The following is a 21396-nucleotide window of genomic DNA, read 5'->3' on the forward strand; positions in this document are numbered from 1 at the left end:
AAAATAAACATTGTATGAAAAAGCAATTACTGGCCAAGCTGGAGAATTCAAAAACTTACATCCTGGCGGTGGCGAATGGAATGCCGGCTGCGCATTATGATTTTAGGCCAACGAAAGAAGTCTGGAGTTTCCGGGAACTGATGCATCATATCGGTTACGGGATTCACTGGTTCAAAGCAACCCTGATCGAAAAGGAAGAACCGGCATGGGAACCACCCGCAGTAACGGCGGATAAAAACACCACCATCGCCTGGCTTGAAGCGGCCTTCGCAGCATTGGAAAACACGGTGGATAAAATGGGAAAGGATGAAGCTTCCATTGTTGGGTTCTTTGGCACCCTGGACCATATCACACATCACAGAGGGCAGGCAACAACTTATCTGCGTTGCAAAGGCATTACTCCACCGGAATATATTTTCTAACCACTAATTTTTGCCAATGGCGGTGTATTATATCAATAGTTACGATATCATTGATATGGAGGAGTATGCCAATTACGCTGCTCCTGTGTATGAATTGCTGCAGAAATATGGGGCTGAGGTAGTGGCTTCGGATCTTCATGCAATTGCGGTAGAAGGTAATGCGAAGACCATGAATGCGATTATCCGGTTTCCTTCAGCGGAAGCTGCGCTAGCCTGTTATACTGATCCGGCGTATCAGCCTGTGAAGCAGATCAGGCTTCGTTCAACAACGAATTGTACGATGGTGCTGGTGAAGGAATTCATACGGCAATAGAAAGCATGCTAAAGGGCCTGGGGAATTAATTTCCAGGCTTTTTAGTGTTGAATTGTGTTATTGTGTTCTACATTGATGACATTTATACAGGCCCTTCCGGTAGATCTGTTAGCTGAATTAACCCTGTTTGTATAAACCTTTCTCTTATTGTGTACTTGCGTTCTTCTCTTTGAACACACATCGGCATCTCCGGTTGCTTATCAGCCAGCATTTCTGCTGCAGAGCGGCTTCTCTTCGCTATCCTGGCGGTTTTAGCCGGTGGTTGCGGATGTTTCTTTTCTTCCAATGGTAATACCGGTTCCAGCACGGCTGTTACAAATGCCTGTTCGCTGCTGGCGGTACCGGTGGCCTGAATACCTGCATTAGTATGCAAAAAGCGGATCTGTAAGAGAACGATGGTTGCGGTGGCGCAGACTGGCGTAACCGGCAGCAGCAGGGAGTGTTGTTGCTCTCCCAGTGGCACGCAGCTGGCGGCAGTTGTAGCGCCGAGGCAGGTATACTGTTCCAGGTCCATATCCAGTGCCACGGCCTGGAGTTGGATGTACCGGGCGTCTTTAGGCGGTTTCAGCCAGTGTTGCCAGTTAGCGGGCAGTTTTACCATTACGTTGCCATTCTCCTGGCGGATGGTGTCTATTCCGCCGATGGTCATGACGGCCTTCTTATTATACCTGAATCCTTTGAGGTGCTGATGCAGGGCAGCGGCATTGAATATACGTTTACCCCGTGGACGGAGGGTATCTTCCCTCAGCGCCGCATAAACGGCCTTATTTAGCCTGAATACGGTCGTTTCGTCCCGGGCAGGCTGCCAGATGCCGTTCAGGGCAAAACGGATCGATTTTGCGGCCTTACTGGCCCTGGCAAATTCACGGCTGCTTTGTTTACTGGCGGCGGACATGCTGTCCGGGCCATACTGGGGCATTCTACGGCAGAATGGTTTGCCGTTCCGCTCGTAAAAGATAAGGTCTCCGACATGGCCGGAAAGACCCTGAGTAATAATGTTGAAGTTTTGGGCCATAACATGCAATAGATTATAGTTCAATTTACGAAGAAATCGGCATTAACAAGCTGATAGTTAGCTTCTTTGTTCGCTTATGTCCTTGTTCTTTACCGGCACTATAAGGTCATAAAAAGTGCTTCTATATATCCCTATAGTGCTAATATAATGTCCTTATAATCAGCCTAAAGTGAACTAAAAGAACAGGGATTGAACCGAACATGAATAGGACATGAGTTGGACTTAAGTTGGGGAAAATTTTAGGGCAGGGGGATTAAATGGGTCAGGCTTATCGATCGAACATCAGGGGTTAAGTCTTCTACAGGAGATTTAGAAAGATACTCATCTCACCGTGAATTTCATTCTTTTCTAAAAAGGGGGTAAATTCAGTAAGCAGGACACCCCGGATGGTAAACCAAAGATACGAAACACTTACGCGAAGAATGCGATGAATATACCGTTGAATGACCAGCGACAACGAACAACTGATGCTTAATTGTACATACCCCAAAACAATCAATCAGTATGCAAAAAAGTAACCAAAACGTCTACAGCAAGATTGACAATAACCTTTACAATGCAGAAGGAGATATCTGGTGGAACCCGGACTCCATCTTACACCTTTTAAAGACCTCCGTTAATCCATGGCGGGTGGGCTATTCAAGTACCATCATTAAAAAGCTGAACTACGAACCTAAGGGCAAAACCGCACTTGAAGTAGGTTGCGGCGGCGGTATACTGACAGAAGAGATCTGCAAAATGGGATTCACTACCACGGGTATTGATCCCTCTGACAACTCCCTCGAAACAGCCCGCAACCATGCTGCCGCAAGCGGACTGAATATAAAGTATGAAAAAGGCACAGGCGAACAATTGCCTTATCCTGACCACTCATTTGATTGCGTTTTTTGTTGTGATGTTCTGGAACATGTAAGAGACCTCCCCAAAGTAATATCGGAGATCTCACGGGTGCTTAAACCAGGCGGTATTTTCTTCTATGATACGCTTAATCGTACCTTCATAAGCAAACTCGTGGCCATCAAGATATGGCAGGAATGGAAACGCTGGGCATTTATGCCTCCTAACCTGCATGTATGGAAGATGTTTATTAAACCCGAAGAGATCAAACAGCTTTTGTCCGAAAACGGCCTTAAATGGGTTGAACATAAAGGCTCACAACCGAATGTTTCTATTCCGAAGATGTTAAGTTATCTGAGGAAGAGAGTTAAAGGGGAATGGACGTACGAAGACCTGGGGAAGAATTTCAGGTTGGTGGAGAGTAATGATATGAATATTTTGTATGCGGGGTATGCAGTGAAGAGGTAGGGGGACTTTGATCAGCGCCTTCCATGGCTCCGTTTATGGCTTGTTGATAGTTTGATCTTTGCGGCCAGATAAATAACCTGATAGTAAGAAAATTAATCTTACAAAAAGAATATCTTCGCGTTTACTATGAACGGCGAACATGCCGAATATTGACAATCCGATGAATAAATCCCTGCATTTACTATTTATCTTTCTGCTGACAGCCGTGCTCAAATCTTATTGCCAGGATACGGTTCTTAAATACACACGTCCCGTTGTGACAAGTTTTACTATTAAAAGGTATCAGATAACTTCTGATTACTTGCATCACAGGCCAGACGAAAATGACGAGGGGAACGTAAAAATATACGGCTATCTAAGCAATCGGCGGCCGGATTCCAATAACTATGAAAAATACTATTCACTTGCATGCTCGCTTTGGGACCTCAACAAACTTGAAGAAGCGAAAAAAATGTTTTTGACTATTATCAACTCAAAAGAAAAGTACTATTTAGCCTCTTCATATCATTCATCAGATATTCCTGATAATACTACTTCAAATATTTATGGCTATGGTAGCTATTCGTCGAATTACAAAAGCCATGCAGCGCTTTACCTAACTAAGATTTACATCGAGCAACGGCAATTCGATAAAGCATTTTCATTTTTAGAAATGGCCACTAAAAAATATGAAGTTTCATACAGTTGTGGCACTGGGTATCGCAGACAGCAAGATGAGTATGATTTTCTATATGCCTGCATTTATGAAGGACAAAAGAAGTATGACAAGGTAATGAAGTTGCTGCTTCCTGCATGCCTAACCAGAGATGATAAGATTATTGTCAGAACAATTAAAGCGCTTTATTCTGAAGGAGAAATAAAGGAAAAGTTACAACAGGCAGAAAAATCTATGCAATGTAAATTTGATTCTGTTCCATCCTATTCATATAGCGGATATTCTGGCGCTGTTGATACGTTGGAGTATTATTCAGGAACTGCGACAATGAACTTGTTTGATGTAGCGGTGACGATACCGAGACCGCATCTTGAAAATGGCGAGCGGATAACGAAGGAGTATTTTTTAAAGGAGTTTAGGGAGTCGAGGTTTTATCGGAGTTTAAAGTAGGCGAGGCGGATGACGCTCTCATAACTCCCATTTGTATTGAAATTAGAGACTTTGAGGTGTTAAAGTTTGTGAATTTTAGAGAATATTGAAAGGATTCGTACAATAAAGCATACAGCCTTACATTACCTATCTTTTTGATATACAATATATTAAGACTAAAAAACCTCAAATCTTTACAATTTCGGAATCAGATTCCGAAATTGTAAGAAATGTGAGCCCGGCTTAAATACTCATGAATTAAAACCGATAATCGCCCACAGTAAGATAAACCAGCCAACATCGCTTTTGGCGCTATACTTTATTCAAATTGAATATATATAGACAAGATGGATATTGGGAATATTAAATACTATATTTGAATAGTTAAAATGTTGCTTACGTGGAGAATCTAATTAACGCCCTTAAAGCATTCCGGGATGAGCGGGATTGGACACAGTTTCATAATGCCAAGGACCTTGCATTGGCACTGAGTATTGAAGCGAGTGAGCTACTGGAAACCTTCCTTTGGAAAGATGCCGAGGATGCAGACAGAAATAAAGTAAAAGAAGAACTGGCAGATGTATTTTCTTTTGCCCTTCTATTGGCAGAGAAATACAACTTTGATGTGGAGGAAATCGTATTGGAAAAAATACGTAAGAATGCAGAAAAATATCCTGCAGACAAAGCCAAAGGAAATGCCAAAAAGTACACCGAGCTATGAATACCCCCCAGGAAAGCAAAAGTTTTTTTATTCGTCGCTATCCTTTTACCCGAGATACAATAAATCTACTTGCCCAGGATGTTTGGCTTAAAGATCTGTGGCCGATAGTTTATATTTTGAGCAGCCCTTCACAAAAGCAAGCGTATGTAGGCGAATCAACCAGCGCTATTGATCGGCTACAAACACATCTGGCACACCATAAAAAGGGGCAAATGGACTGGCTTCATCTCATTACCAGTCCTCACTTCCATAAATCGGCAACCCTGGATATTGAGTCCTCTCTTATTCGTTATTTGAATGGTGATGATTCTTCTGAAAAATATCACTTATTGAACGGGAATCTGGGCCTGACATTTCATAACTACTACGAGAAGCAGCACTACCATACATTATTTACAGACATCTGGCAACAGCTCAAGGATGAAAAGATTGCTATTCAGGATCTAAAAGATATCGACAATTCAAATCTTTTCAAATTCTCACCTTATAAGGCGCTTACACCAGATCAATATCAATCAGTCCTCGAACTGGTTGATATGTTGAACAGCCCGGATACCAGAGCTTTTGTAAAAGGCGGTGCCGGCACGGGCAAAACAGTGCTGGCCATCTTCCTGATAAAATTGCTGGTGACTCCTTTTGAGGAACTATATGATTTGGACATGAAAGCAGAAGACGGTGAAGACGCCACTTCGCCAGACAGAAAGCTTATCAGGCAGTTAAAGGAGAAATATCCGTCGCCTAAAGTAGCACTGGTAGTTCCCATGACCCCTTTTCGTAATACGCTTAAAGCTGTATTCAGCAGCATGAGGGGACTTCATGCAAACATGGTAGTAGGTCCTTCCGAAGTTGTTGGGAACAACTACGATATCCTGATCGTAGATGAAGCCCACCGGCTGCGTCAACGCCAGAATATCACCAATTTCCGATCGTTCGACGAAAATAACCGCATCCTGGGGCTCGGACATGAAGGGACTGAGCTCGACTGGGTTTTAAGAAGCAGTCAAAAACAAATATTCTTTTATGACCGCAAGCAATCCGTAAAGCCTTCGGATGTAGGAGAAGACCGGTTTCTTCATGTTCAACAAACTTCCAGACAACTACAATTACATTCGCAATTACGTGTTAAAGGTGGCAATGACTATATCACTTATATAGAACAGTTATTACACCTTCGTTTACCAAAGAATGCCCCCCAGTTTAAACAGGAGGACTACGACTTTGTTTTGTTTGATAGCATCGCTGACTTCTCTGAGGCGATCGCCCAAAAAGAGAACGAGCATGGACTGGCGCGTATGACCGCAGGCTATTCGTGGGAATGGAAGTCGAAGAAGGAACCGACTGCAATGGATATCGAAATTGAAGGTATCACATTCCAATGGAATCAAGAGTACAATCAGTGGATACATTCTGAAAATGCTGCCCGGGAAATAGGATGTATTCATACGACACAGGGATATGACCTCAACTACGTAGGTGTAATATTCGGTAAGGAGATCAGCTATAATCCTACGACCAATGAGATTGAGATTCACAAGGAGCATTTCTACGATAAAAAAACCAAGGCAGGTATCAAAGACATTTCTAAATTGAAAGGATATATTCTTAATATCTACCAGAACATGCTCTACCGCGGAATCAAAGGTGTTTTTGTTTATACCTGCGATCTGCATTTGCGGAATTATTTCAAACGCTATATACCTACGTATACATCGCAGACGCTAATGCCATCACCAGTAATGGAAAAAGTAATTATTAACAGCGTCAAGGCTCCCGAAGGAAATTACGCACCTTACTATGACATATCGGTGGCAGCTGGTGATTTCAGTGATACGCAACAATCTGATATAGCAGGATGGGTTGTCATACCGGATAATTACAAACATGCTGGCAGAGACTATTTTGTATGCCGGGTAGTTGGTGAGTCAATGAACAGGCGCATTCCAAATGGCTCGTTATGCCTCTTTCAAAAATATCAGGGCGGCAGCCGGGAAGGGCTTATTGTATTGGTAGCGCATTATGATATCCAGGACGCGGATTTCGGTGCCGGCTATACAGTTAAAGAATACCACAGTCTAAAAAAAGTAGATGCAGACGGCTGGCAACATCAATCTATTACATTACAGCCGTTGTCTGATGACGACAGCTTTACAGCTATAGAACTTTCTCATTCTGCTGCTGAAGGCTTGAAGATTATCGGCGTATTTGTATCTCTGCTGTAGTATACCCTAACAAAGGAAATTCATGAAAGCTGTGTTACATAAAATAAAATCGGAATTGTAATGTTCCTCCTTTAGTCGTCAAGTATTCCTTGACAACTGAATGAGGAACAAGTTCCCTTTTTAGAATGTTTTGTACTACAATAATCAAGATTATCCTTAATGGGTTTGTCGCGTGTGAACGACAAACCGCCTCCACGCTACCGCTACCTATAAAACCCCAACAACACCTTTCCACCCAATCCCGATGGGACTACCGAATCCATGTCACTGTAATGTTTATAAGTAGAAAAGGTATATCGTTGCAGCGTATTGTCCTGCTCATCACCAATGAGACGGTTGATCCACCGGTTGGTGACTAATAGCTCGATACTATCATTATCGTAATAGGCCAGAAATTCAAGTCCGGTTTAAAAAAAAATGTGAAAGATACGATATTGGAGCATTTTTTATCGACTGATATGGAACGCATTACGTTCCATATCAGTTGATAAAACTGTTATCTTCTTAACGCTTCGCTCAGGATACTTAGTAACCTACATTCTGTGTCATAATCGGATGCTTCATTAATACCGAATCGGGGATCGGCATGTGTCTATGATATGAAATATACCCCTTATCAGCGAGTACTGTGGCCGCCTGTCCTGTCAGGTGCAGGAATCTGTAACGGAAACCCTCGCGATAAAATTCCCCGGAGTATAGTTTTTCCAGTTCCCGTAAGGCATCGTCCTGATTGCTGATAACACCTACTGTCTTACCTGATCTGTTTGCAACGATATTAAGCTCTTCTCCTACAGCTCCCCAACTGTGCCAGAGTACGTATGCGAGCGCACGTAACAGATATAATTCAGTCAATCTCGTAACGGGAAAGAAGTTGACAGTCTGTCCTGCTTTAACGAAATACTCCTTGAATGGGCTTGTCAAACCTGGAGAGATAGCCCAAATAATTTCAGTACCAGCAGGCGATACAAACACTTGTGAAAGATCTGAAAGCCGGAGCTTTTCGTACGTGTTCCAACCGGTGTCCGTGACATGCATAACACCGTCTATATAAAATGTTTCAATGTATAGCTTTGCCAGAATCATATTTACAGCGGCCCTGGTCGCATACCAGGGAGTTGCTGTTGGCGCAGTCACCGGCATATTGTTAAAAGAATTCATCACGTCGGCGTAAATATAAGCCTCTATTGTTCCCGCCGAACTGCGGCTGGCGTCGTACGGCATAAATGATTCCTCAACAAGAGGCAAATCGCCGAAATACCTGAACAAGTCGAGGTATGTCAAAGCACGGAATGCATGTAACTGTGAGCGAATTTCGGTCTCTCCGGGTGCGATCCTCGAAATATCAGCCATCAGCTGATTTATTTTAAAAATGCTTGAGTAATGTTCGTTCCAAAGACGCCTTATAACTGCGTTTGAACTACCGATCTGAAACTGGTCAATTTTTTGCCAGTCGGCAGCCAGATTACTTTCCACTCCGATGATATTACCATCTGATTCATCGCTGAGCACACCATCCAGCATAACAAATCCCTGGTGGGTAGTACCTATTTGCTGCGCCAGTATAGCAAAAGCAGCTTTTACTTCTTCCATGGTATTGATTGGCGCGCCTTCATGGTTTACAGGGTAACCAATAATGGCACTAGCTGCAACAGGGGCCTCATTGTTGATGATAACCTTAAAGAAAGGTGCAGCTGAAACATCATTGTTATCTATTTGGGCATCGCCATTCAGATCCCTAAACATAAAATCGCCGGGGGCTGCATTCCTTTGTATAGGCTGCTGCGGATCATTAATGGATCCAAAACTTTGGAACAGCGTATCTGATACCTTCGTATGACCGAGATCGTCAGCCCAGGTATTGGTCTTTTGATCTTTAAAGGCTACGATGAAATATTCTCCTTCCTTTGCGTCTTTAAATGAGGCAATACCGTTTTTATCAGTCGTAGCGGTGAGCGCAGGCTTTTTAATAAGATAGTCCTGTTGCGTTGCATACAGTTCTACAGTCGCTCCTTCTATGGGAATACCTTTAGGGTTGCTTTCACTCCATTGTGTAGCATCCCATACGGTAATTTTAGTAGTCTTATCTTCCATTGGCGGAGGACTTACGGGGTCGGGCTGCTCTTTTTTACATGCAAAAAAACTGCACAGCAGGATAGGGAGTAATGCTTTTTTCATGGGTAAAGGAATTGTAATTGGATTATTGCTTGTCAGGCTTTTAATGTTGCCCTCTTAATAACTATATAGGTATAGGTTCTTGTTGATTTCTGCGGTGCAAAGATAAAAAAGGACTGGAGAACTTTGTCTTTTATATAAAAAAGTTAAAATATATAAAACTGTAATGCTACCGGTCATGACCTGTGAATACGGAAGAATACGGAACAATACGGCCAGGAGATAGCGGTCTGGAGGATCCGGATCAGACCTGGTGTTGCCGGGTCGGACAGGGTGACAGTGTAACCACTGTTATCCTTAACGGGGTTTGTCGGGCATAAACGCCGCAACATACTTCGATCACTTCCGCTACCTATAAAACCCCAACAACACCTTTCCAGCCAATCCCGACGGCATTACTGAGTCCCTGGCGGTATAATGTTTATACGTAGAAAAAGTATATCGCTGCTGCGTACTATCCTGCTCATCACCAATGAGACGGTTAATCCACCGGTTAGTGACTTGTAACTCGATACTATTGCTACCCTGGTGCAACCAGGAAGTGATGTCGATTGTATATGGTTTTGTCCATATGACGCCCACCTCTCTCCCATTTATTCTTACAGCGGCAAGATCATAAAGTTGTTCCAGCTGCAATTCACAACTCCGGTAAGGAGCCAAGCTATCGGGCAGATGAAACGTTTGAGAATATGCCACAGTACCCGAATAGTATTTAATGGCTGGCTCAGCGAAGGTATTCCACAGACGCAGACTGTCCATTTGCATGCTGGCTGGCGCTCCCATGCCATCAAGGAATTGTAGCTCCCAGGACCTTCCCAGGGACATTGAATAAACAGGTGCCGGAACGTTTAAGGCCTGCACTGTACTGACGGCTCCGGAATTGCCTTTCCCCTCTGTAAATACTACACAGGTGGAACCATAAGGCGCTAGTGAAAGCAGGAAACTGGTACTACTGTCTGCGATCGTATAGTTATCAATATCGTGTATCTTTCCTTGCACAGGGTGCCATAGCTGCGGACGGCCCCTTGCCGTGCGAAGCTTCACTACTTCACGCAGCTCCCGGTTTGCCTGGTTGGATATAAAATAAATATCGGCATCGCGGGTTCGCCGGTGAATGAACCGGAGCGAGTCCCCTCCTGTTGTTTCGACGTCTGGAAGAATATTATTGTCCCGGAGGATATCTTGTAATTTGCCAGCGGTATATACTTTGCCTCTTCCATACGTCGCTTCTGTTTTATTGTTCCATACAGCCGATCGGATCTTTTCATACGCGGCCAGCTGACCGGCGCTTGTCAATCCTGAAGGGCTAACCGGCGGTAATCCAACTACGATGGCTCCCTGCTGTATCAACTGTTGCAAGTGCTTCAGCACTGGCCATTGCAGCATGCGATTTGGCGGCAAGACCAGTACCCGGTAATCCTGGCCCTGCGGCAGGTAAAGGCGGCCGTTTTGCACCCTCATTTGCAGTACCTCTTCCTGAGAACAGAAATCGAAATCGTATCCCTTCAATGCTGCTCTAATGGAATCGGTGGGATCTTCACCAGCCAGGTAGTCGAGTTCGTCATTGCGTATCACACAAACATCGCCCACAAAGCTACCCTGCTGTAACAGGTGTTGCACTCTTGATAAATAATCGATCCATGCCGGTGCGTGACGCCACCAGGTATTCAGCCTTCCGAAATGCGAACCAAAGCGTCCTAGTGTGTATCCGGGCGGTACATCCTGTGGTTGGTGTACATAAGAATGCAGCACATGCAGGTTAAGGCCATCTGTAAAGGCAAGATCGCCGCGCGCTTTCAGGTACGATGGCATATCCTGGTAAGCACCATATTGTGGTACGGCGGTAAAGGCCTCAGCCCCTACAAATGTTTTACCATAGGCATGCGCTGCTGAGGAGATCAGCTTGATATTGTTGGTACCAAAATACATCCAGAACTCTCCCATCAGCATATCTGCGTAGGCTGCGTTGCGCCAGGTATCGAAAAAGCCTGCGTAAGGCTCTACATACAATTTCATACCATGATTGTGGGCAAGCTTCTGCGTGGTTCCATAGAAGTTTTTGGCAAACAGTGTGCTGATCGTTTTGCGATAATCCCAAAGCACAGCGGCTGATGCATCATAAGAGCCCATGATCCTGCCGGTTAGCACTGGCAAGTATCTTTTCAGATCATAGCCATGTTGCTGCTCAAATGCACGCAAAAAATCGTGCGACCAATTTTGCAATCCGGCTTCATAACTGTCCAGGATAATACCTTTCCAGGACGCAATACTGTTGGCCTGCGTCATTGACAACATCTTCTTATGCGCCTCCTGAAAATGAAAGGCTACTGCAGCCGCATCCAGTTTATCCACTTCGAGGCCCGTTGCTTCGGGAGGAGCAGGATGATTGGTAGTGCCCGAGCTGGTATACCCCATTCGCAGTATGGTCCAGTTGCCTTTAGGTACGTTCCATTCCAGTTCTCCCCGGGCGTTTGTTAACGCCGAAAGGTCTATAGCAGCTGTTTGCCCATTATCTACGCGGCTACCTGGACGACGGTCGACGTTAGACCAATTCCTGCCGATCAGGGATTCCTTGTTTTCAAGGCGCAGACAGGTAGACAAGCCTATTTCACGGATATCTGTAGCCAGTGGGATGTTGCGGTAAGCACTTTTACAATAAATGCGGAAACTCAGTGCCCTTACGGTGTCGAATGGAATGGTAATACTCGTTTGAAAGATGTGACCATAGTAGTTGAAATCGCGCAAAGGCTGGTAATGTTTGCCATCCGTGGAATAGGTGATGCGGCCTGCAAAAGTATAGATCCAGGCGCCGGTGCCCAGTCGCACGTTGAGCAAACTCGCAGTAAGGGGTTGGCGGAATGACAATTCAATATATTCCTTTGCATGACTAATGGGTATCGACACACCTGTTTGATCATCTCCGTCCATCAACCGGTTGGTAGGCATCGTCACGCTGGGGACTGAGTAAGTGATCGTCGCAAGCTCTCTTAAGGGCAGCTCCCGGTCTTTATCGGAGGGAACTGCCATCACGGCAATCTCCCGGTAGTAATTCAATTTGGTCGGTGGCATCGGCAGCACCATCCGCTGGAGCGAACCTCCTTTCACTTCATGCTCGCTCCAGGTGAGCACTTTCATCGACTGTGCTGGCTTGATCCAGGGACCGCCGCTGGTCGACCATCCCGGGCAGTTGGTATTGATAAACGTTAGACCCAGACTATCACACAAACGCATGGCATACAACACGTGCTCATACCATGCATCACTACCATAACGTACAGCCCCTGGTGGCACGTCCTGGTCCACATTGAAGAGCATCACGCCACTTATGCCACAACGTTTCATGTCCAACAGATCCTTCCGGATGCCGGTTTTGGTAATATTGCCACTCATCCAATGCCAGAACACCATAGGCCTGGCCGATTGCGGTGGATGCAGAAAACCCTCCATAAGTGCCGGCACCTGTTGAGCCGTAGCCTGTACACATAATAAGGAGCTGCATAAAACAAAAACCTTACAGCGCCTAAAGATGGCGAAGAGCAAGCGGGTATTTTTCATAAAACGTTTCCTGGGCTATGGGATTACATCCGTAAATTAGGTGAAATTTACCGACATACTGCCATCACCTTAGTACCTGCTCCAAAGTACCATACTGGCGGTATAATGCCTGTAAGTAGAAAAAGCATAGCGCTGTTGCGTACTATCCCGCTCGTCACCAGCGCTTGTAACATGCCAGGGAAATAGACGGGTGCTTTACTGCTGTTCGCCTGGCGGGCGCTATTTCCACCGGCTTGTTAGTTAATTGATAATAGGCTGCGCGGAAAGAGGCTACGAGGCCGTTACTGAAACTCATGATCCCTGCTTTTACAAAGTACTAAAAGCAAAGAATTTAAATGAGCAACAAAATCGACACCTGCGTGCTGGACGGATACTGTGTTGGGAGATGTTTTATTACGTTGGCTTTGTCTTCTTCAACTCTGCACGATGGTTTTCGCCCCATTTGATCATTTCATCTACCATTGGTTTTAAGCTCTTGCAATACGGTGTGACCGTATAGCTCACTGTAACAGGGAGGGAGTCATACACAGTGCGCACTACTAACCTGTTTTCTTCCAGGTCCTTGAGTTCTTTTGAAAGTACGCGGGTGGTGATATTAGGTACGGCGCGCTGGATATCGCGAAAGCGGTTATTGCCGCTGTTGATAGCCATCATGATGGGCAATTTCCATTTGCCACTGATCACGAACAATGTGTCTTGTACATACTTAATCTTCTGCTCGATGCTTAATTCCTTTTTCGCCATTTTGGTATCCTTTAGGTAACTGGCATCAAAAGTATACCATTATGCTGGTAGCTTTGTCAAAAAAGTAAGAATGGCAAAAACGGTATTGATCACAGGTGCTACCAGTGGCATTGGCAAGGCGGCAGCACTGGCGCTGGCGCAGCAGGGCTATCAGATAATCATCCATGGAAGAAATTCTGGAAAAACGGAAATGATAAAGAAAGAGATCATTGACGAGAGCGGGAACGATCAAGTCAGTGCGGTAACGGCCGACCTTTATAACCTGGCGGACATCCACACGATGTGTGCGGGTATACGTGAGCAGTTTTCGAGGATTGATATACTGATCAACAACGCGGGCGGTCTGATGGGTAAAAGTCGGGAGGCCACCCGGGAGAATTTTGAAAAGACATTTGCAGTCAATGTCCTGGCCCCGTTCCTGATCACTCACTTGTTGATCGATTTGCTGATAAAGAGTGCTGATGCCCGCATTATCAATGTGGCGTCTAACTCTCACCAGTTAAATGCAAAGCCGGATTTTGGCGATATACAGCTGGAAAAACAGTATAATCCACTACGGGCATACGGCAATGCGAAGTTATTCCTGATTTGGAATACCCAGCACCTGGCAGGGCAGCTGCAGCGGGATGGTATTACCAATGTGAGGGCGTATACGCTTCATCCGGGTGCGGTAGCGACCGGTTTCGGTGTTGGCAGTGATCTCGGCCCGGTACTGAATTTTGTCAGCAAGTTGGCTCGTTCATTCTTCAGAAGTCCTGAGTCGGGTGCAGATACCATAGTATACCTGGCGACTGCGGAAAATGTGCGTGGCAAGTCAGGCGATTATTTTGTAGACAGGAAACCGGCTAAGAAAAGCACAAGATATTTCACGGCGGAGCGCGAACAACTCATTTGGAACTATTGTCTGGAGCAAACCGGTTTAGACCGGTAGTCATGGTATAGTGTTCTCAATGAGAACATTTAAATCAATTTTTATGAGGGGTACTATTGCAAGGGCCTGCAGACAGGTTCATTGGTGCAGTGCGCATAGTTCCGTTGTTTGACGCCAACGAAACAAGACGGGGCGTAGTAGCGACGGTGACGTTTGAGCCCGGAGGGAAGACGGCACGGCATACCCACCCATTGGATCTACCAGTTATGGGCATAAAAAAAGGCAACTTTTTACAAGTTGCCTTTTCAATTTTTTCCGGTTATTCGAATTTCGAAATCCAGGTGTGTGGAGTCGGCGGGAATCGAACCCGCGTCCAAACATATTCGCCGAAAGCTTTCTACATGTTTATTTGCGCATTATTGTGTCGGAACCGTGCCAGGGGCGCAACTAACCAGCCTGGTCCTTATCCGTTGTTGTTTCGGTACCCACTCACGGAAACCATGAGTACCTATTCCGCTAAGGTTTTGATTTAGGCGGCGGCAGTTCTAGCAGACGGGAACTTGCGGCGGCCAAAATGGGTGCGCTAATCGCTGATTAGGCAGCCATGGCGTAGTTAGATTCGCCATTTAAAGGTTGTATATTCAGATTTACGTGCTAATTATACAACGCACGACATGCTTACACTCTCAAAGATCTATGCTGTCAAAACCAGGCGACCCCAGTTTGCTTTCGCAGCTTACAAAGGTACGACATTCTAACGAATTTCCATCACAGTAAGGAGTAATGCGGGAGAATTGACCGATCTTTGTATCCGGTTTGTAGCAAATACGCTTTATACATGCCTTATACATGGCGTATACATGCCTTATAGGTGGACTTGAAGGAAACTAAAGTGCGCTTTATACCAGACGTATAAATGCCTTTAGGTTCGACCTGCAACAATCAAAATGCGCTTAACTAACAACCTTTGTCAATAACGCCGTGAAGCAAATTCACCACATAAAAAAAGAGGCCCCGAAAGGCCTCTTTTTCATATAATCCATGATTATCAGCTACTTAAACAAACTCCTCCAAATATCCAATCCGTTTGCATAAATCAGCAAACCAAACAGGATAATCATACCCACAATCTGCGCATATTCCAGGAACTTCTCACTTGGCTTACGGCCGGTAACGATCTCATACAGCAGGAACAGTACGTGACCACCGTCCAGGGCCGGAATTGGCAGGATGTTCATGAAAGCGAGGATGATGGACAGCAAAGCCGTCATTTCCCAGAAGGCGATCCAGTCCCAATGAGCAGGGAACAGGTTGCCAATACTGATAAAACCACCCAGTGACTCGTTTGCCTTTACTTCTTTCGATACAAAGATCAGGCGGAGCTGTTGCACGTATTTCACCAGCGTATTGATACATTTGGAAAAACCTGCAGGGATTGCTTCAAAGAAGGTATACTCGCGGGTAGCCAGTTTGAAATCCTTCTCAGGATTGGCAGGAGCCATACCCAACATACCAGTCTCCGGTACATGGGCGAACAACTGAATGGTGTCTCCCTCGCGTAATACCTGCACCGGAACAGTTTTATTCTTATAAGCCTGTAAGGACTTTTTGAACTCATGGAAGTAATAACCAGGCTGACCATTAACAGTCAAAGTCTTATCCCCTTTGCGGATACCGGCCTTTTCAGCGGCTGATTTCGGTAATACGCTATCAACAGTGAATGGCACACGAACCTCCATCAGGGTTCCCTTCCTTTTGATCATTTCACGGATAAAACCTGCAGGGATCTTGATATCCATCGGTTGGCCGGCGCGTGACACCTGGATGCTGGTAGCTTCGCGGAGGATGATCTCGGCAGGAATAGCTTTAAAGTTTTCTACAGGCTCGTGATTAACAGACAGCACCATATCACCGTCACGTAGACCAATGCTTTGTGCCAGGGAGTCTACAGCGATACCATAAGTCAGGTTCTTGGTTGGCAGGTAGCTTTCGCCCCAGTGCCACAGCATCATAGCGTATATCAGGAAACCCAGGACCAGGTTAACGGTCACACCTCCTATCATAATGATCAGACGCTGCCAGGCTGGTTTGGAACGAAATTCCCAGGGCTGAGGCGGTTTGGCCATCTGCTCGCGGTCCATGCTCTCATCCACCATACCCGATATTTTCACATATCCGCCTAAGGGTAACCAGCCTATACCATATTCTGTATCTCCTTTCTTCTTTTTAAACAGGGAAAACCAGGGATCAAAGAACAGATAGAATTTTTCAACCCTTGCTTTAAAAAGCTTGGCAGGGATAAAGTGCCCAAGCTCATGTAATACTACCAGTATTGAGAGTGACAGTATTAACTGCCCGGCCTTTACCAATATTTCTTGTGTGGTCATGTAGATGAATCTGACGTAAATATATAATGTTAATAATCTATGGGATAGTCCGGCAAATATAGGCGGTTCAACTGCAGTACAGCGTTAATGTAATATTAAATTACAATCGCATTGATCATAGAATTCGCGTATTCTCTGGCAGCCTGATCGCTTTCATAGTAGTCGTGCAGGGTCGGTTTTTCAATGAACGGCACCTTCGCCATGATCTCTTCAATCACCTCGGTCATTTGCAGGAAACCAATCCTGTTCTTCAGGAAGGCATGTACTACTTCTTCGTTGGCAGCATTCATTACACAGGCAGCATTTCCTCCTTTGTGCATCGCCTCAATGGCAATGGCCAGGTTGCGGAAAGTCTTGGTATCCGGTTGTTCGAATGTCAGCGTAGGATTGTTCTTGAAAGAGAACTTCGGAAAATCGTTGGCTAATCTGTCCGGGAAACCTAAAGCCAGCTGTATAGGTAATTTCATGTCAGGTACGCCCAGCTGTGCTTTCAGCGACCCGTCCACAAATTCTACCATGGAATGGATGATGGACTGTGGATGTATCACCACTTCGATCTTATCGGGCGGCAGGTTGAATAACCAGCGGGCCTCGATCATCTCCAGACCTTTATTCATCAGGGTGGCACAGTCAATCGTGATCTTCGCGCCCATTCTCCAGTTAGGATGCTGGAGTGCATGGTCTTTCTTCACGTTGATAAGGAAGTTTGGCTTCTTACCCAGGAAAGGTCCGCCGGAAGCGGTCAGGATCACCTTGTCAACTTTACTGAGCGACTCACCGAGCAGACACTGGAAAATAGCGGAATGCTCAGAATCTACCGGGATTACCGGCACATTCCTCCTGTTGGCAGCTGCCATTACGATATCGCCGGCTACTACCAGGGTTTCCTTGTTAGCCAGGGCGATGGGTGTGCCCTGTTCGATAGCCGCCAGGGTGGGCGCCAGACCGGCAAACCCCATTATAGCGGCCAGCATCATATCTATATTACTCCAGGCAGCCACTTCCACCATTGCTTTGGCGCCAGCGAATACCTTAATTCCTTTATCGAATAATACTTCCTTAACCTTGTCATACTGTGTTTCATCGGCTATCACAACAGCATTCGGACGGAATTTCAATGCCTGTTCAATTAAAAGTCCGGCGTTCTGTCCGCCGGTCAATACTTCCACACTGAACTTGTCAGGATGTGCTTCAATCACCTCCAATGCCTGGATGCCAATAGATCCTGTGGAGCCAAATATGGCTATGTTCTTCTTGCTCATTGATGCAATAATAAGGGAAATAAGAGAATTAGGAACGTAGGATTTAAGCAGAAGGAGTACTTTCTCCTTGTTCCTGACTACTAATTCCTAATAAAAAAGTGCTCACTGGAGGAACTTGCTCAGTTCATCTGCCAATGATCGGTCATTGCTTAAACGGGGTACCTTATTCTGTCCACCAAGTTTACCTACTGACTTCATATAATCGATAAATCCCTGCTTGCGCACCGGTCTGATCTTCAGGGGTTGCAGGATATTTCCGGTCAACAGGTCGTTATAATAAATGTTCTTTTCCTGCATATATCCGTCCACTTTTTTAGCAAAAGCAGCCAGGTCGGCAGGAGGATTTTCAAATTCCACAAACCATTCATGATAGGGCAGTTCCCCCTGTGGCGCCACCATAGGAGCTACAGTGAACTCGGTGATGCGCAGGTTTTCCTCCTTTGCAGCCCTCATCAGACTATACTCTACTTCCTCGCCGATCACATGCTCGCCGAATGCGGAAATAAAGTGTTTGATACGGCCTGTGACGAGTAAACGATAAGGATTAGTGGATACGAACTTCACCGTATCACCAATATTGTATGCCCACAAACCAGCATTGGTGCTTACCACCAGTGCATAGTTGACCCCCACCTGTACATCCCTGAGGGATAAACGGGTAGGATTCGGATTAAAGATTTCGTTTGCAGGAATAAATTCATAGAAGATACCCGAGTTGGTATTCAGCAAAAGTCCTTTATGTTCCTGGGTATCCTGGAAAGCAAAGAAACCTTCAGATGCCGGAAAAGTCTCAACTGTATTGATTGGGCGACCAACGGAAGCCATCAGTTTTGCACGGTAAGGTTCGAAGTTCACACCACCGTATACAAGTACATCCAGGTTCTTAAACAACTCTCCCACCGGCTTTCCGCTTCTTTCAATCAGCCTGTCGAAGTACATCTGCATCCATGGTGGAATACCGCTGATCAGTGTCATATCCTGATCGATGGTTTCATCAACTATCTTATCCAGCTTTGTTTCCCAGTCTTCGATGCAATTGGTTTCGTATGAAGGCAGCTGATTGGTGCGCAGATAGCGGGGCACGTGATGGTTTACGATACCGCTCAGACGACCGTAAGGGATGCCTCCCACCCTTTCCAGTACGGGAGAACCGGACAGGAAAATGAGTTTTCCGCTGGCGAACTCGGTTTTGCCGGTTTCGGCCATGTACATCAGCAAGGCATTACGGGCGGTATCTATATGATTGGAAACGGAATCTTTTGTAATAGGAATGTATTTGACGCCACTCGTTGTGCCGGAAGTCTTAGCCAGGTAAATAGGCTGTCCTTTCCACAGTACGTTCTGTTTCCCGTCCTTTATTTTATTGATATAGGGCTTGAACTGTTCATAATCCCTGACAGGTACTGCCTGTTTGAAATCATTGTAGTTATTGATATTATCAAATTGGTGATCTTTTCCAAACTCGGTCTTCCTTCCTGTTTTTATCAACTCCTCCAGAATAGCCTCCTGGTCTTCTACCGCCCGTTGCATTTCCTTCCTGATCTTGTTAGCTACGATGGAAGCAAATGGTTTGGCAAGCAGTGATTTAAGCTTCATGCCTTTTATTTTAGGATAAGTGAAAGGACAAATGTATAAAATAAAAATTGTTATAAAAGCCCATATTGCAAGGGTTCGCAGGTAATTGTGCGTGTCCGGGAAACCGCTCTGTGGCCGCTATTATCAGCGAAAACAGTAGTATATATAGCGATTACAATCAACTATATTAAAATAAAGTATGTATCTTTGAAAATATAAATTGTAATTCTCAGTGGAATCAGTCCTGTAAACGGTCTGATAGCAAAAAGCTGAGAAAAGTTTGTCAATTAGAAAACAAATCCTACTTTTGCAGGAAATTATTTTTGGATAACTATGTTTGCAGTTGTAAAAATCGCAGGTCAGCAATTCAAAGTACAAAAAGACCAGGAAATCTTTGTACAACAGTTGCAGGGAAATATTGGAGATAAAGTGCAGTTCTCTGAAGTGTTGTTAATAGATAATGGCGGCCAGCTGACCGTTGGTACTGATGTAAAATCAGTGGTTAAAGCAGAGATCCTGAGCCACGTTCAGGGTGATAAGGTAATTGCTTTCAAAATGAAACGCAGAAAAGGTTTCAGAAAGAAAGTTGGTCACCGTACACACTTTACGAAGATCCGGATCAACGAGATTGCTTAATTTTTATTAGATAAAGTTTAAAACGTTACATAAGAAATGGCACATAAAAAAGGTGAAGGTTCCGTTAAGAACGGCCGTGATTCTCAGAGCAAAAGGCTTGGAGTAAAAATATTTGGTGGTCAGGCAGCCGTATCTGGGAATGTAATCATTCGCCAGCGCGGTACCGTTTATCATCCTGGACAGAATGTAGGAATTGGTAGAGATTTTACCATTTTCGCTGTAGCTGATGGTGTTGTGGAATTCAGAAAAGGACGTGAAAACAGAACCATCGTTTCCGTAAGATCACTTGACACCACTGCCCAGGCGTAAGTCTGGAACAGTGTTTGCCATAAAGTTTTTTTTTAATACCCAATTTTAATTACTAACCCAAAATTCAAAAAACAATGGCAACAATTAAGAAAGCGGCTAAAAAAGCTGCTGCTAAAAAGGCTGCTCCTAAGAAAAAAGCTGCTGCTAAGAAAGCTGCTCCTAAAAAAGCCGCTGCTAAGAAAGCTGCTCCTAAGAAGAAAGCTGCTGCTAAGAAAGCTGCTCCTAAAAAAGCTGCTGCTAAGAAAGCTGCTCCTAAAAAGGCTGCTGCTAAGAAAGCTGCTCCTAAAAAGGCTGCTGCTAAGAAAGCTGCTCCTAAAAAGAAAGCTGCTGCTAAGAAAGCCGCTCCTAAAAAGGCTGCTGCTAAGAAAGCTGCTCCTAAAAAGGCCGCTGCTAAGAAAGCTGCTCCTAAAAAGAAAGCTGCTGCAAGGAAAAAATCTTCCAAACCAGCATCTACAACTCCTCCAACTCCGACAGCGCCAATCGCTCCAGAGTTGTAAGATCGACTTTACAAACTGTGAAAATAAAAGGTCCTGGTCACCACCAGGATCTTTTTTTATTTTGTACCAATCCGGGTGGATGCAACCCGGCGGTTTAACATCGGGTTGCATCCACCCGGGGTTCTAACCGCGGATTGCACCCACCCGGGGTTAAAACCCCGGGCTACAAACACCGCGGCTCCTAACGGAGCCTATTGTCGCGGATGATTGCGTTATGTCACCCCGGAGTTGCGATATTGTCATTTGCCCCGGGGTTGAAACCCCGGGCTACAAACACCGCGGCTCCTAACGGAGCCTATTGTCGCGAAT

18 protein-coding genes and 1 other RNA gene are annotated in these 21396 nt (G+C 45.1%); 10 read left to right on the forward strand and 9 right to left on the reverse strand.

Features of this window, described 5'->3' with window-relative positions; translation table 11 throughout:
* The first annotated feature begins 14 nt into the window (after positions 1-14).
* On the forward strand, positions 15-422 hold the full coding sequence (locus L3C95_RS11800; RefSeq protein ID WP_236387276.1) for a DinB family protein: 408 nt from the start codon (positions 15-17) through the stop codon (positions 420-422).
* Between the two features lie 16 nt (positions 423-438).
* Positions 439-735 carry a DUF1330 domain-containing protein gene (locus L3C95_RS11805; protein ID WP_236387278.1) on the forward strand — a complete coding sequence of 99 codons (297 nt, stop codon included), beginning with the start codon at positions 439-441 and terminating at the stop codon, positions 733-735.
* An 82-nt stretch (positions 736-817) separates the two neighbouring features.
* Here the strand turns inward: L3C95_RS11805 and L3C95_RS11810 are convergent, their stop codons facing one another.
* Positions 818-1750 (reverse strand): hypothetical protein, encoded by a 933-nt coding sequence (locus L3C95_RS11810; RefSeq protein WP_236387280.1) that lies wholly within the window; start codon positions 1748-1750, stop codon positions 818-820.
* Between the two features lie 504 nt (positions 1751-2254).
* Here L3C95_RS11810 and ubiG point away from each other — a divergent pair.
* From ubiG to L3C95_RS11830, 4 genes are all read left to right on the forward strand, one after another.
* Complete coding sequence (gene ubiG, locus L3C95_RS11815; RefSeq protein ID WP_236387282.1) at positions 2255-3055, forward strand: bifunctional 2-polyprenyl-6-hydroxyphenol methylase/3-demethylubiquinol 3-O-methyltransferase UbiG; 801 nt, start codon at positions 2255-2257, stop codon at positions 3053-3055.
* A 139-nt stretch (positions 3056-3194) separates the two neighbouring features.
* On the forward strand, positions 3195-4160 hold the full coding sequence (locus L3C95_RS11820) for a tetratricopeptide repeat protein (protein ID WP_236387283.1): 966 nt from the start codon (positions 3195-3197) through the stop codon (positions 4158-4160).
* A 379-nt stretch (positions 4161-4539) separates the two neighbouring features.
* Entirely contained in the window at positions 4540-4860 is a 321-nt protein-coding gene (locus tag L3C95_RS11825; protein ID WP_236387286.1) for a nucleotide pyrophosphohydrolase, read from the forward strand.
* Positions 4857-7079: a DNA/RNA helicase domain-containing protein gene (locus L3C95_RS11830; protein ID WP_236387287.1), complete on the forward strand. Its 2223-nt coding sequence runs from the start codon at positions 4857-4859 to the stop codon at positions 7077-7079. Before L3C95_RS11825 ends, L3C95_RS11830 begins: the two co-directional genes overlap by 4 nt.
* A gap of 525 nt (positions 7080-7604) precedes the next feature.
* Here L3C95_RS11830 and L3C95_RS11835 read toward each other — a convergent pair.
* From L3C95_RS11835 to L3C95_RS11850, 4 genes are all read right to left on the reverse strand, one after another.
* On the reverse strand, positions 7605-9254 hold the full coding sequence (locus L3C95_RS11835; protein WP_236387289.1) for a RagB/SusD family nutrient uptake outer membrane protein: 1650 nt from the start codon (positions 9252-9254) through the stop codon (positions 7605-7607).
* A 345-nt stretch (positions 9255-9599) separates the two neighbouring features.
* Positions 9600-12698, reverse strand: coding sequence for a glycosyl hydrolase (locus tag L3C95_RS11840; protein WP_236387291.1), 3099 nt, complete (start codon positions 12696-12698; stop codon positions 9600-9602).
* 262 nt (positions 12699-12960) lie between these two features.
* Positions 12961-13101 carry a hypothetical protein gene (locus L3C95_RS11845; RefSeq protein WP_236387292.1) on the reverse strand — a complete coding sequence of 47 codons (141 nt, stop codon included), beginning with the start codon at positions 13099-13101 and terminating at the stop codon, positions 12961-12963.
* Between the two features lie 98 nt (positions 13102-13199).
* On the reverse strand, positions 13200-13550 hold the full coding sequence (locus L3C95_RS11850) for a winged helix-turn-helix transcriptional regulator (protein ID WP_236387294.1): 351 nt from the start codon (positions 13548-13550) through the stop codon (positions 13200-13202).
* A gap of 70 nt (positions 13551-13620) precedes the next feature.
* On the opposite strand from L3C95_RS11850, the gene L3C95_RS11855 reads away from it, so the two are divergent.
* On the forward strand, positions 13621-14481 hold the full coding sequence (locus L3C95_RS11855; protein WP_236387297.1) for an SDR family NAD(P)-dependent oxidoreductase: 861 nt from the start codon (positions 13621-13623) through the stop codon (positions 14479-14481).
* Positions 14482-14764: 283 nt separating this feature from the next.
* On the opposite strand, the gene ssrA is transcribed toward L3C95_RS11855, so the two are convergent.
* From ssrA to L3C95_RS11875, 4 genes are all read right to left on the reverse strand, one after another.
* Positions 14765-15141: a transfer-messenger RNA gene (gene ssrA / locus L3C95_RS11860) on the reverse strand.
* Between the two features lie 332 nt (positions 15142-15473).
* Entirely contained in the window at positions 15474-16808 is a 1335-nt protein-coding gene (rseP, locus tag L3C95_RS11865) for an RIP metalloprotease RseP (RefSeq protein ID WP_236387300.1), read from the reverse strand.
* Positions 16809-16903: 95 nt separating this feature from the next.
* Positions 16904-18070, reverse strand: coding sequence for a 1-deoxy-D-xylulose-5-phosphate reductoisomerase (locus tag L3C95_RS11870; protein WP_236387302.1), 1167 nt, complete (start codon positions 18068-18070; stop codon positions 16904-16906).
* A 102-nt stretch (positions 18071-18172) separates the two neighbouring features.
* On the reverse strand, positions 18173-19666 hold the full coding sequence (locus tag L3C95_RS11875; protein ID WP_236387305.1) for a GH3 auxin-responsive promoter family protein: 1494 nt from the start codon (positions 19664-19666) through the stop codon (positions 18173-18175).
* A 312-nt stretch (positions 19667-19978) separates the two neighbouring features.
* On the opposite strand from L3C95_RS11875, the gene rplU reads away from it, so the two are divergent.
* The 3 genes from rplU to L3C95_RS11890 all read left to right on the forward strand — a co-directional run bounded on the left by rplU (position 19979) and on the right by L3C95_RS11890 (position 21087).
* Entirely contained in the window at positions 19979-20281 is a 303-nt protein-coding gene (gene rplU / locus L3C95_RS11880; protein ID WP_089832519.1) for a 50S ribosomal protein L21, read from the forward strand.
* Positions 20282-20317: 36 nt separating this feature from the next.
* Positions 20318-20590 carry a 50S ribosomal protein L27 gene (rpmA, locus tag L3C95_RS11885; RefSeq protein WP_110055132.1) on the forward strand — a complete coding sequence of 91 codons (273 nt, stop codon included), beginning with the start codon at positions 20318-20320 and terminating at the stop codon, positions 20588-20590.
* 74 nt (positions 20591-20664) lie between these two features.
* On the forward strand, positions 20665-21087 hold the full coding sequence (locus tag L3C95_RS11890) for a histone H1-like repetitive region-containing protein (RefSeq protein ID WP_236387306.1): 423 nt from the start codon (positions 20665-20667) through the stop codon (positions 21085-21087).
* Positions 21088-21396: the final 309 nt, after the last annotated feature.

This window comes from Chitinophaga filiformis (assembly GCF_021646545.1).
GTDB lineage: Bacteria > Bacteroidota > Bacteroidia > Chitinophagales > Chitinophagaceae > Chitinophaga > Chitinophaga filiformis_A.

Bases quoted from the DNA above. Each gene is read 5' to 3' on its own strand.
- L3C95_RS11800 (WP_236387276.1), top strand. From the start codon at position 15: ATGAAAAAGCAATTACTGGCCAAGCTGGAGAATTCAAAAACTTACATC.
- L3C95_RS11805 (WP_236387278.1), top strand. From the start codon at position 439: ATGGCGGTGTATTATATCAATAGTTACGATATCATTGATATGGAGGAG.
- L3C95_RS11810 (WP_236387280.1), bottom strand. From the start codon at position 1,750: ATGGCCCAAAACTTCAACATTATTACTCAGGGTCTTTCCGGCCATGTC.
- ubiG (WP_236387282.1), top strand. From the start codon at position 2,255: ATGCAAAAAAGTAACCAAAACGTCTACAGCAAGATTGACAATAACCTT.
- L3C95_RS11820 (WP_236387283.1), top strand. From the start codon at position 3,195: ATGCCGAATATTGACAATCCGATGAATAAATCCCTGCATTTACTATTT.
- L3C95_RS11830 (WP_236387287.1), top strand. From the start codon at position 4,857: ATGAATACCCCCCAGGAAAGCAAAAGTTTTTTTATTCGTCGCTATCCT.
- L3C95_RS11835 (WP_236387289.1), bottom strand. From the start codon at position 9,254: ATGAAAAAAGCATTACTCCCTATCCTGCTGTGCAGTTTTTTTGCATGT.
- L3C95_RS11840 (WP_236387291.1), bottom strand. From the start codon at position 12,698: ATGGAGGGTTTTCTGCATCCACCGCAATCGGCCAGGCCTATGGTGTTC.
- L3C95_RS11845 (WP_236387292.1), bottom strand. From the start codon at position 13,101: ATGAGTTTCAGTAACGGCCTCGTAGCCTCTTTCCGCGCAGCCTATTAT.
- L3C95_RS11850 (WP_236387294.1), bottom strand. From the start codon at position 13,550: ATGGCGAAAAAGGAATTAAGCATCGAGCAGAAGATTAAGTATGTACAA.
- L3C95_RS11855 (WP_236387297.1), top strand. From the start codon at position 13,621: ATGGCAAAAACGGTATTGATCACAGGTGCTACCAGTGGCATTGGCAAG.
- rseP (WP_236387300.1), bottom strand. From the start codon at position 16,808: ATGACCACACAAGAAATATTGGTAAAGGCCGGGCAGTTAATACTGTCA.
- L3C95_RS11870 (WP_236387302.1), bottom strand. From the start codon at position 18,070: ATGAGCAAGAAGAACATAGCCATATTTGGCTCCACAGGATCTATTGGC.
- L3C95_RS11875 (WP_236387305.1), bottom strand. From the start codon at position 19,666: ATGAAGCTTAAATCACTGCTTGCCAAACCATTTGCTTCCATCGTAGCT.
- rplU (WP_089832519.1), top strand. From the start codon at position 19,979: ATGTTTGCAGTTGTAAAAATCGCAGGTCAGCAATTCAAAGTACAAAAA.
- rpmA (WP_110055132.1), top strand. From the start codon at position 20,318: ATGGCACATAAAAAAGGTGAAGGTTCCGTTAAGAACGGCCGTGATTCT.
- L3C95_RS11890 (WP_236387306.1), top strand. From the start codon at position 20,665: ATGGCAACAATTAAGAAAGCGGCTAAAAAAGCTGCTGCTAAAAAGGCT.